Source organism: Citrobacter sp. Marseille-Q5395 (genome assembly GCF_947057495.1).
GTDB lineage: Bacteria > Pseudomonadota > Gammaproteobacteria > Enterobacterales > Enterobacteriaceae > Citrobacter > Citrobacter murliniae.
In genome coordinates, this window is the sequence record NZ_CAMSEL010000009.1 from 194,970 (window position 1) to 207,049 (window position 12,080).

At 52.3% G+C, this 12,080-nt stretch carries 8 protein-coding genes; 2 read left to right on the plus strand and 6 right to left on the minus strand.

The genetic code is table 11. The features are described from left to right. Positions 1-31: 31 nt before the first annotated feature. The 4 genes from wzz(fepE) to fes all read right to left on the minus strand — a co-directional run bounded on the left by wzz(fepE) (position 32) and on the right by fes (position 6,855). Entirely contained in the window at positions 32-1,165 is a 1,134-nt protein-coding gene (wzz(fepE), locus tag OH663_RS12010) for an LPS O-antigen length regulator Wzz(fepE) (protein ID WP_200010500.1), read from the minus strand. Positions 1,166-1,510: 345 nt separating this feature from the next. Beyond that, complete coding sequence (entF, locus tag OH663_RS12015; protein WP_263525747.1) at positions 1,511-5,392, minus strand: enterobactin non-ribosomal peptide synthetase EntF; 3,882 nt, start codon at positions 5,390-5,392, stop codon at positions 1,511-1,513. Further along, positions 5,389-5,607 (minus strand): MbtH family protein, encoded by a 219-nt coding sequence (locus tag OH663_RS12020; RefSeq protein WP_045440946.1) that lies wholly within the window; start codon positions 5,605-5,607, stop codon positions 5,389-5,391. The genes entF and OH663_RS12020 overlap by 4 nt, the downstream gene beginning before the upstream one ends. Before the next feature lie 30 nt (positions 5,608-5,637). Next, positions 5,638-6,855, minus strand: a complete 1,218-nt coding sequence (fes, locus tag OH663_RS12025) for an enterochelin esterase (protein ID WP_200010491.1) — start codon at positions 6,853-6,855, stop codon at positions 5,638-5,640. Positions 6,856-7,106: 251 nt separating this feature from the next. Here fes and OH663_RS12030 point away from each other — a divergent pair, with 251 nt between their 5' ends. Both OH663_RS12030 and entD read left to right on the plus strand, forming a co-directional pair. Then, entirely contained in the window at positions 7,107-9,380 is a 2,274-nt protein-coding gene (locus OH663_RS12030) for a TonB-dependent siderophore receptor (protein ID WP_045440945.1), read from the plus strand. 50 nt (positions 9,381-9,430) lie between these two features. Further along, complete coding sequence (entD, locus tag OH663_RS12035; RefSeq protein WP_048221885.1) at positions 9,431-10,054, plus strand: enterobactin synthase subunit EntD; 624 nt, start codon at positions 9,431-9,433, stop codon at positions 10,052-10,054. Positions 10,055-10,057: 3 nt separating this feature from the next. On the opposite strand, the gene OH663_RS12040 is transcribed toward entD, so the two are convergent. Both OH663_RS12040 and OH663_RS12045 read right to left on the minus strand, forming a co-directional pair. After that, complete coding sequence (locus OH663_RS12040; protein WP_045440940.1) at positions 10,058-10,993, minus strand: transketolase family protein; 936 nt, start codon at positions 10,991-10,993, stop codon at positions 10,058-10,060. After that, the gene (locus tag OH663_RS12045; protein WP_045440938.1) at positions 10,986-11,816 is read right to left on the minus strand and encodes a transketolase; all 831 of its coding nucleotides are present in this window, start codon (positions 11,814-11,816) and stop codon (positions 10,986-10,988) included. The genes OH663_RS12040 and OH663_RS12045 overlap by 8 nt, the downstream gene beginning before the upstream one ends. Positions 11,817-12,080 lie beyond the last annotated feature (264 nt).

The following is a 12,080-nucleotide window of genomic DNA, read 5'->3' on the forward strand; positions in this document are numbered from 1 at the left end:
TGGCGACATTTCCGCCGCCATACAAAATCACTCACACCAACGACTGCCCCAGGAATTCTGCATTGTGTTTACGATGCATCATGGCATGTCTCAGCAACACCCCACCGCACGCTATCATTCCACCAAGCAAAGCTGCCAGAATAATGATCATCGATTTAGCCGGTCCATCTTTTTTCACCGGTAGTGAAGGTGAACGTTGATATTTAAACGGCGTAAAATTGACGTCATTCACATTCGTCGATAACAGCTGTTCAACGTGATATTGGCGATTACGTAATTCACCGTTAATTTCCGCAACATCTGTTACCGATTTTTCTATTTCTAATTTACGCGTAATGCCATCAGCACCCAATGAAATAGAGAAATCAGGGTCATCCTTCACCGCCTGGCCATTGCTGTAAACGGGTTTTTTAATTCCCGCAGCATTAGCAATCTCCAGCGAGTAGTTTAGTCGCTGAATATTCGCTTCCAGTTGATTCTTGAGCCTTACCCGATCCATTTCGAGTCTTTCTTTCTCAAAGCTGGTTTTAATGGCCAGTTTGTTGCGAATATCCTCAAGCGTTTCTTTCTCAGTAAGATCGGAAATGTACTGGATATAGCCGGTCAGTACCGCCTGTGCTTCTTCTGCTAATGGTGCAGTAAAACTCAACGTCCATGCGGTATAGAGCGCGGTTTCATTTTTTTTACTCAAATTGCTGTCAACCGCTGTCATTTTTTCACTGAGCCTTACGATCGCCCGATGAAGATCCATTTCGTCGAAATCGGCACCCTTCAATTGTTCTAATACATAGGGTGAAGAGCGCAGATATTCTTCCAAAAGTAATGGAGACTGGAATTTTTTGATAAACAGGTTAAACACATCCCCACGACTGACGCTAATGTCCATGTCGAGCACACGTAATTTGGTTAACGTATTCTCAAGTTCCTGCCACTGAACAGGTTCTGCTGGCGTTACAACCGCCTCGCTGGTCCATTTTTGAGGAAGCAGAAAAGACACCAGAAGGCCTATGCAGGCAAATGCGAAAACGGTAGCGATGATTTTCGTCCTGGCTCGCCATAAAATCTCGATCAGGCCCACTAAATCAATTTCATTTCCATTTACTGTGGTTTGAGGATAAGCAGTGAATTCCGAATCTCTATCTTGCTTTATATTGAGTGATGACATTCTGTATAACCTGAAATCTTTGCCAAAAGAAAAATACTTCCTTAGCCGGAGTCTAACAGCTACTCAGAATTATCTGAAACAATCTTTACACGTAAATGCCTACCAAATGTTGTATTAGAAATTAATATCCTTTCCATTTACGTTTGAGACAAACAAAAAAACACACAAATTAATAACATATTTTTTACATTATGGGTTTATTCAAATACCTCCCCCCAAAATTATTCGAGTTGCTTGAAGCCAGCAACTTATCGAACCCCCAGTCACTTACCTGATAAGTGACTGGGGTAACCAACACCCAAACAACTTGAAGTATGACGGGTATCTATCGCAATGCTGATTTGTTTACCGCTTATTGATCAACGCATTTATAACGGGACCTATCCTTTCAAATGCTGTCGGGGAAATAATATCGACATGCGCACAATCCTGGCTATATACCGCTAACTCCCCAACCCACGGAGCCCAGGCTGTTTGCGGATCGGCCTGGCGCGTTTTCTCGGCGACAAATAACGTTGCTCTGCCATCAAATTTTGCGCTGTGCGCCGTAGTTAACAAACGAACCGCATCGGCGTAATTACCTTCGATAGCGCTGAATAATGCCTCCGAAGCATTCCCTTGTTGTGCAGCAAGAAAGGCCTCACGCTCACGATCGATTTCCGCCAGCACGGCAGGATCCAATCCATTAGCCTCTTTTTCCTGCCAGTTTTGCGTCTCCGGTGGCCAGGTATCCAGCAGGCCAAGGAACGCGACGGTTTCCCCCCGAGCTCGCAAACGCGCCGCAATGCCCTGTGCCAGCGTGCCACCCAACGAGTAGCCCAACAAATAGTAGGGACCATGAGGCTGTTGGTGCAGTAGCGTTGCCAGATGATGTTCACAGACCTCGTCGAGGTTTTCCGCCGTCTGCATTGGCCCATCCGGTCGCGGCGACTGGATGCCAATAATTGACCACTGCGACGTGAGATAACGCGACAGCACGCTAAATTGCCAGGCAAAGCCCGATGCCGGATGGAAGCAGAACAGCGTCGGACCATAACTATCGCGCAACGGTAGCAACGCTTCAAACCCCAGGCGCTGCGACTGTTCGTCATCAGCGCCGTCCAGCAATGCGCTCAGTTGTCCGACTGTGGAGGCAACCATAATCTGCCCCGGCGTAACCTGACGCGCAAAGAGCTGGCTCAGTTGCGCTGCCAGCTTCATTGCCAGCAACGAATGGCCACCAAGCGCAAAGAAGTCAGCGTCAACATCATTGACCTCACAGGCCAGCAACGCTGAGAAGGCCTGGGCAATCATTGATTCCGTGCCAGGCTGCGGCGCGCGTCCTGGCGTTCGAGCCGCTAACTGCGGCATTGGCAGCGCTTTACGATCCAGCTTACCGTTAGCGCTAAGCGGCAATTCAGCCAGTTGTAACAGGACCGTCGGCACCATATGCGCAGGCAGTTTCTCGCGCAGACGCTCCTGCAAGGCAGGAATATCTAATGGTAAACCCGATTGAGACACCAGATATCCCACCAATTGTCGCGCATCGCCACCTGTCGCCGCTGCCTGGTTGAACACGCAAGCATGGGCAACAGCATGTTCAACATCGGGTAGCATCTGCATCACCCGGTCAATCTCGCCCAGCTCAATGCGCTGCCCGCGAATTTTTAGCTGGTCATCACTACGCCCAAGATACTCAACCGCTCCAGACTCAAGCCAGCGCGCCACGTCACCGGTACGATACATACGTTCACCCGGCGCAAACGGATCGGCGATAAAACGGCTCGCCGTCAGATCTGGTCGCCCCAGATACCCTTGCGCCAGTTGGATCCCCGTCAGATACAGATCCCCCGCTACGCTGACAGGCACCGGACGCATCATGGCGTCGAGGATCCGCAAGCCGGTGTTCCAGACCGGATAGCCAATCGGCACGCTGTTGCCGGTCACTGCGGCGAGTTCTTCACCCCAGGCCGGATACCAGCTCACATCGACTGCTGCTTCAGTTGGACCGTACAAATTGTGCAGCGGAGCATGCGTCAGTTGTTCCCACTCGCGGCATAACTCTGCCGGCAGGGCTTCACCGCTGCAGAATACCTGTTTCAGCGTGGCGCAGCTCTCCCGCGCCGTTTCCGGCGTCAGCGAAGCGACAAAAGCCGCCAGCATTGACGGCACAAAGTGCGTTGTCGTTATGCCATATTGCGCAAAGAAATGTTGCATCGCTATCGGGTCACGGTGAGCCTCAGGCTCAGCCATCACCAGTTTTGCACCGGCAATAAATGGCCAGAAAAACTCCCATACCGAAACATCAAAACTGCATGGCGTTTTTTGCGCCACCACATCGTCTGCCGTCAGCGGATAGTGATTTTGCATCCATAGCAGGCGGTTAACGATAGCGGTCTGCCCTACCATCACGCCTTTTGGTCTGCCCGTCGATCCGGAGGTGAAAATGATATAGGCCGTATGGTCTGGTTGTGATAACGCCAATGGCGTGCAATCGCGTGCTGGCAGAGGCGCGTTGTAGCACAGGCTTTCCAGCCCAGGAATATCGCTAAAGCGCGCCAGCTGTTCATCGGTAGTAATTAACAGCGTGGGTTTAGCGTCTTCCAGCATCATCCGCAGACGATCGTCCGGGTATCCGGTATCAAGCGGTAGCCAGGCGGCTCCTGCTTCGACAATACCGTGCAGCGCCAGCGTAAGGAAAACGGAACGTGGTAAGGCCACCGCCACGCTGTCTCCCGGCCGCACGCCGTGTTCGCGCAGAAGTTTTGCCAGCGCAACCACCTGCTGGCGCATTTCGCGATAGCTGAACTGATAGCGGGCATCGGCCAGCGCCGGGGCATCCGGTGTTTTATCGCTTTGTGTCGCAATCAGCGCACTTAGCGTAGTGGACGGGATCTCAACTTCAGTATCGTTAATCTTCGCCAGCTGTGCGTGTTCTGTCGGCAGCAGCATCTCTGCCTCGCCGCAGCACAGCGCCGGATTTTCAGCAAACTGGTCGATAAGACCTGCTAAACGCGAGGCATGCTGTGTCAGCGTGGCTTCATCGTAACGCTGTTTATTTGCCAGGATTTCAATGCTCAGGCCACCATTTTCATCCGGAAATAGCGCCAGTTCGAGATCGTTAACCGGCCCCGTCGCCAGCGTATGGGTTTGCGCCTGTACACCGGGAATGTCTAACTGATAGTCGAAAATTTTCACGTTCAGTACAGGACCAAACAACGGCTCCTCACCGGCGGCTCGCCCGCTGTCACGCACAATTTGCTCCGCATCGTAGCGCTGATGTCGGCGCATTTTCTTTAGCTGCCCGGCAAGGCGTTTCGCCAGTTCAGGCAGGCTTTCCGCCGCATCAAGACTGACGCCGAATGGCAGAACATTCAGTACCGGACCGGTTGCCGTTAACGCTGCTGACCCCATGCGTCGCATGAAGATAAACCCGGCGGCATAATCCATCCGGCTGCATAAACGTCCCAGCCATAATGCAACCAGAGCCAGTGCTAAATCCGCGCGCTGAACGTCGGGCATACGAGCGGCAAGCTGACGGAATGAGCCGTCATGTGCTGACAATTTCATGCGAATAATATCCGCAGTGGTCGCCCGTCCCGGCAGCGGTTTACTTGACAGCGATGCCGGCGGCGGTAACTGCCGTCTCTGCTCGTTCCAGAAAGCGCCATCGCGTAGATACGCGTCACTGTCGCGATATTGTTGATACTCTTCCACCACTTCGACAAATGGCGTAAAAGGCGAGTCAGGCGTCTTTTCGCCACGCTGCCATGCGCTGTAGATTGCGACTATATGGCGGGTAATTGCCGGGAAACTGAAGCCATCGACCAGCAAGTGATGGTAACGCTGATACCAATACCAGCGGTTATCTTCCACCTGAATGAGCTGATGAAAGACCAGCGATTTCCCACTATCGACGCGTAAGTCCTGCTGCAGATCGGCCTGCATTAACGCGCATGCAGCCTCATGCGGAGCGGATTTTCCGCGCAGATCGATAATCTCAGGTTCGGCAAAAGTCAGAGCAGGATCAACCCATTGCCAAACATCACCGTTATCTTCAGTAAAGCGCATGCGTAGAGTATCGGCATGCTGCTGTCCCGCAACTACGGCCTTCGCCAGCAACGGCGCATTCAGTTCCCCGGTTAATTCTGCGTAGTGCGCTACGCTCCATGCCGAGGGTAATGTGGAGAGTTTTTCTGCCATCCAGATACCCGGCTGAGCCGCAACTAACGGTAAACGCTGAGTCATTCTGCCTCCTGTCGATCGGCATAATTTGCAGGCGTCAGCGTGGTCCAGTGCGCCTCCAGCCATTGTTGACATACTTCCTGAGATTGCGGTTCGCATATAACCTGCCAGCCAACAGGAAGTGAGCACTGCTGCGGCCAAAGGCTAAACTGACGTTGTGGGTTTTGCAGAATGTAAAATTGCCCCTGCGGGTTATCGAAGGGATTACTGAATTCCATACTCAACTCCTGTCGTGGAACATCGTCCGGTTAAATCGTGTCGATAAGCGGTTGCCAGAGCGTCATCAGCCCCTGCATCAATCCGCCGCGCCAGCAAAGCGCATCGTGTCCACCATCAACCTGACGCCAGAAAAAAGACCGTGAATCGGGAGGGAACTGGGCGTAAAGCCTCTGATTCGCGCAAAAAATAATCGGTTCGCGAGTACCGGCTTCCAGAACAATACGCAGGCCACGAGCGCTTAACACTCCCGCCTTTAGTTGTTCAATAATCACCCCATCCTGATGACTATCACGATGAGGCCACCAGTAGGAGCCGGACTGGCTGAGCACGCAGCCAAAACGTTCGGGCCAGGTCAATCCGGCGTACATCGATGACAATCCGCCAAAACTTTGCCCGGCCACCACGGTGCGCTGCGGGTCATCGCTGAACGCGGTAGTCGCCTTCACCAGTGGCAGCAACTCCTGCTGTACTGCCAACCAAAAATCCGCATTACACGGCAACTCATGGCTGCGATGAGACGTGTCGATGGCATCGATCAGGAGATAAACGGCAGCTGGAAGCTGATTGCGCTGAGTAAGTGAAGTCAGTGCTGGCCAGACGGGCATACTTTGCGCCCAAAACTGGCCATCCAGCAGAATAGCGAGCGGGCGATCCTCAGGGCTGGCCTCGCCAGTGGTAAATACCCACACGCGTCGCGTATTACCCAGCCGTGCGCTACGCCATTGCAGGCATATCGCGGGTGTGTCAGGGGGTTCAGGATAATCCCAGCCTGGCTGGACGGGCGCATCAGGCATTTCCAGCGCCGAAACCGCATGACCACGCCCGCCTTGCCAGCTTTGGGGATTGAGGGGATCGGCAATCGCCTGCGGCAACAGTTGGCGCCAACCTTCCCGAAGAGTCGCTCTGTCTGGCGTATCACCAGCAGATAACGCGGCAAAAATATCGTTTCGTTCAGAGGGGATAAAGCAGTAGCTACCGCGCCAGTGAGCGCTCATAGTGGTGCTCCAGCACCAAACATTTGTACCATCAATGCGTTGCATCGACTGGGGAATGGCATTTTGATGGTGATCGGTCACACCGGTAATGTAGACCCACACATGACGAATTGCCGACGTTTTCTCCGTTCCCTGCGGATCACGCCACCAAAAGGTCACACGGTAATCACCGCTATCCTCGCGCACCCACTCAGGGCCTTGTTTTGACTGCCACCACGCTTCGCTTCCCATCATTAACGTCGTCACCGTCATAACCCCATGTTTATTGTGCAATTTTTTATTTAGGCGTGAAATATATTGATAATATTATTGATAACTATTTGCATTTGCAATAGCGTATTACCGCGCTGTGGGAAGCGCGCGCATTATTTCACCACTTATAAACCGACCTGGCGCTGCGAACTTTTCTGGAATGGATAGTTTTCGCAGATGCGGGCGACATCAGGCCTGGTGCTTCAAAACGGCACATTGGTACTCGTGGCTAAAAGAAAGCAGGACATACAATGAACAACAAGATTCATTCACTGGCCTTATTGGTCAATTTAGGTATTTACGGGGTAGCACTGCCAGCAATGGCAGAAGATAACACCGACAGCGCCGCCGTCTCTCATGAAGACACCATCGTCGTCACTGCCGCCCAACAGAACCTGCAGGCGCCAGGCGTTTCAACCATCACTGCTGATGAAATCCGTAAGAATCCTCCCGCTCGCGATGTCTCGGAAATCATCCGTACCATGCCTGGTGTTAACCTGACCGGTAACTCAACCAGCGGTCAGCGAGGTAACAACCGTCAGATCGATATTCGCGGTATGGGACCAGAAAACACCCTGATCCTGATCGACGGTAAGCCAGTCACCAGCCGCAACTCCGTACGTCAGGGCTGGCGCGGCGAGCGCGATACCCGTGGTGATACCTCCTGGGTACCCCCGGAAATGATTGAGCGTATTGAAGTACTGCGTGGCCCTGCTGCTGCACGCTACGGCAACGGTGCGGCGGGCGGCGTGGTGAATATCATCACCAAAAAAGGCAGCAACGAATGGCACGGTTCCTGGGATACCTATTTCAACGCCCCGGAACACAAAGACGAAGGCTCGACCAAACGTACCACCTTTAGCCTTAATGGCCCGATGGGTGGGGATTTCAGCTTCCGCCTGTACGGTAATCTCGATAAAACCCAGGCCGACGCATGGGATATCAACCAGGGACATCAGTCAGAGCGTACCGGCACCTATGCCAACACGTTACCTGCCGGTCGCGAAGGTGTGATCAACAAAGACATCAACGGCGTTGTACGCTGGGATTTCGCTCCACTCCAGTCACTGGAACTTGAAGCCGGGTATAGCCGCCAGGGCAACCTGTACGCTGGCGACACCCAAAACACCAACACCAACCAACTGGTGAAAGATAACTACGGTAAAGAGACCAATCGTCTGTACCGTCAAAACTACTCCCTGACCTGGAACGGCGGCTGGGATAACGGCGTTACCACCAGCAACTGGGTGCAGTATGAACATACGCGTAACTCCCGTACGCCGGAAGGTTTAGCCGGGGGTACAGAAGGGATCTTTGACCCGAACGCATCGCAAAAATATGTTGATGCCGATCTGAACGATGTCATGCTGCACAGTGAAATCAGTATTCCGCTGGATCTGCTGGTTAACCAAAATCTGACGCTCGGTACCGAATGGAACCAACAGCGTATGAAAGACATGCTGTCCAACTCGCAAACCTTTATGGGCGGCAACATCCCTGGCTTCAACAGCACCGATCGTAGCCCGTATTCCAAAGCGGAAATTTTCTCCCTGTTTGCTGAAAACAATATGGAGCTGACCGACAGCACCATGCTGACACCGGGCCTGCGTTTCGACCATCACAGCATTGTGGGCGATAACTGGAGTCCTTCTCTGAACCTGTCACAAGGTCTGGGTGATGACTTTACCCTGAAAATGGGGATCGCTCGCGCCTACAAAGCACCAAGCCTGTACCAGCTCAACCCGAACTATATTCTGTACAGTAAAGGTCAGGGTTGCTATGCCACCGGAGCCGCCAGCGGCATTGGTTGCTATATGATGGGCAACGATGATCTAAAAGCAGAAACCAGTATCAACAAAGAGATTGGCCTGGAGTTCAAGCGCGATGGCTGGCTGGCCGGCGTAACCTGGTTCCGCAACGATTACCGTAACAAGATCGAAGCCGGTACCACGCCATTTGACAGAACGTCCATCACCAATAAAGGCAAGACAACTTACACCGATATCTATCAGTGGGAGAACGTGCCTAAAGCGGTGGTCGAAGGTCTGGAAGGGACGTTGAACGTACCAGTGAGTGAAACCGTTAACTGGACGAACAACATCACTTACATGCTGCAAAGCAAGAATAAAGAGACCGGCGAGCGCCTGTCGATTATTCCAGAATATACGCTGAACTCTACCTTAAGCTGGCAGGCTCGCGAAGATTTGTCATTGCAGTCTACCTTCACCTGGTATGGCAAACAGCAGCCGAAAAAATACGATTACCAGGGTAAACCGGTTACCGGCAGCTCCGCAAATGAGGTGAGTCCGTACAGCATTGTCGGCCTGAGCGCGACCTGGGATGTAATGAAAAATGTCAGCCTGACCGGCGGCGTGGATAACGTCTTCGACAAACGTTTGTGGCGTGCAGGTAATGCCCAAACCACTGGCAGCACGACCGACGTTTCTTATATGGCAGGCGCAGGTGCGTACACCTATAACGAACCGGGTCGTACGTGGTACATGAGCGTTAACACGCGCTTCTGATAATATTTTTCCCTCTCCTCCTGGTGAGGAGAGGGAATTTGTCAAAGACAATGCGCACAACACACACACCACTTCCCTTTGCAGACCACACGCTGCATCTTGTCGAATTTGAGCCCGACAGCTTTCACGAGCACGATTTACTCTGGCTCCCCCATCACGCACAGCTAATCTCTGCCGGACGGAAGCGAAAATCAGAACACCTGGCGGGGCGTATTGCCGCAGTCCATGCCCTGCGTGAATATGGCATCAAAAACATCCCCGGCATCGGCGACCGTCGCCAGCCCCTGTGGCCAGAAAGTTTGTTTGGCAGTATCAGTCATTGCGAACACACGGCGCTTGCCGTCGTATCTTCATATCCGGTTGGCGTGGATATGGAACGCATTTTTACGCCACAAACCGCAGCGGAGCTGGCAAGTAGCATAGTGACTGATGAAGAAAAAGCATGGATGGTAGAGAGTGGACTGCCCTTTGAACAGGCGCTCACACTGGCTTTTTCCGCCAAAGAGAGCGCCTTCAAAGCGACCCCAGCTTTACAACAGGTAAACGCCGGGTTTTTGCAATATCAAATTGTCAGCGTTCAGAAACAGCAGTTGCTCCTGCTGACACCCGCCCGGACATACCGTGTGCAGTGGCTGTTTTCAGATAGCTACGTTATCTCCCTGGCGGCAGATTAGTATTCAAAGTATTTCACGTGCCAGAGTGGCAATCGCCTGCGCGTCAAATCCGTGGTACTGACGCAGCCAGCCACGATCGGCTGCTGCTGCATACTCACCATCAGGGATCCCTAACCGCCTCAGAACCGCTCCCTCCCCTGCTTCTGCCAACACTTCTGCCACCAGACTTCCCAGACCACCATTAACGTTATGCTCTTCCACGGTAATCACCGCTTTACAGCCCTGTAATGCAGATAAAAGCGCTTTCGTATCACACGGTCGAATTGAAGGTACACTGACCACCGTCGCCTGAATACCGGAATCAGCCAACAGCGCGGCAGCATCAACGATTTCATGCACTGTCGAACCTGTCGCCACCAGCGCTACATTGCCTCCTTCACGCAGCGTCACCACCGCCCCTGGAACAAAACGATAACTCTCGTCATGGAGCTCCGGAAGTGCTTTCCCGTCAAGACGGATATAAACCGGCCCCTGATAACCGATGGCGTAGTCGATAACCTGACGACATTCACGCGGCGAAGATGGGGCAAAAATCTGAATGTTGCCGAAGCCACGCATAATGGCAATATCATCAATCGAGTGGTGAGTACTCGCCAGCGGACCATAGCTGGCACCCGCGTTAAGACCAAATAACTTCACATTAGTATTGTTGTAACAAACGTCGACCTTAATTTGCTCATTGGCACGTGAGATCAGGAATGGCGCGGCATTACAAGTGACAGCCACCTTGCCGCCGAGGGCCAAACCAGCCGCCGTTCCAACCATGCTTTGCTCGGCAATCCCCACATTCACCAAACGCCCTGGAAACTGCTTAATGAAGGGGGCGATTTTTGCGGTTGATGTAGAGTCGGCGACTACCGGCACCAGATCGACACCACGTTCTACTGCGTCAATAAATGCCTGGACCATAACGTTTGCGAGGTGCTCTGCATTACTCATCTTTCAGTTCCTCCAGTGCCAGTTCAATCTCTTCACCTTTCGGTACGCGGTGGTGCCATTCGGGGCGCCCCTGAATAAAGGAGATACCTGCGCCTTTCGTGGTATTGGCAATAATGACATTAGGTTTCCCCTCCTGCTTCAGGCCATCCAGCGCAGCGACAACAGACGTCATGTCATTCCCCTGACATTCCATAACATTCATGCCAAAAGCCAACCATTTATCTGCCAGAGGATCGGTATTCATAATTTCTCGGGTCGGCCCAGCCAACTGGAGATTATTTTTGTCGTTGATAATGATTAGATTATCCAGACCATAATGAGCCGCAGCCAGTGCCGCCTCCCAGTTACTTCCCTCAGCTAGTTCACCGTCACCGGTAATTAAAAAGATACGGCGGGTGCTGTTGCTCTTCTTCGCTGCTAACGCCAATCCGACCGCAACAGGTAAACCATGGCCCAACGCGCCTGTATTCAGTTCAATGCCCGGTGTTTTCTGGCGAACGGGGTGTCCGGGGAGATGGGAATTGGCATGTTGATACGTTTCCAGCCAATCGATGGGGAAATAACCCGCCTCCGCCAGGACACAGTAGTAACACCCGACCGCATGCCCTTTAGACTGGATATAAACGTCGCGCTCTTCATCATTGATACGATCCGGGGCAACATTAAGAATTCGGAAATAGAGCGCTGTCAGCAGTTCGACCTGAGAGAGGTCTGCGCCAGTATGTCCCCCTGCAGGGCTGTTAGCATTCAGTCTAACGATGTGGCGGCGTACAGCTCGCGCTTTGCGCTCAAGTGTCTGGACATCATAGTTGTAGGGATTCATTTAATACCTCTGAATTTATTTTCAATATGGAATATTTATTCCATCAGGGACTAAAAAAACCAGAAATCCCCAGGCGTTGCATCACAAGGCTTGCGCGCTGCGTCATACTCAGGAACATTCTGCCTCCTTACCGCATGCAAACTGATGCCGGGTAATATTCAGTTGACCTGAAATCATCATGAATATATATTCATAGATGACTCTTTATTCAATTATGCGACCCATTTTCCATTTTTGTCCATAGCTGTTTTTGAGTATTGGTTA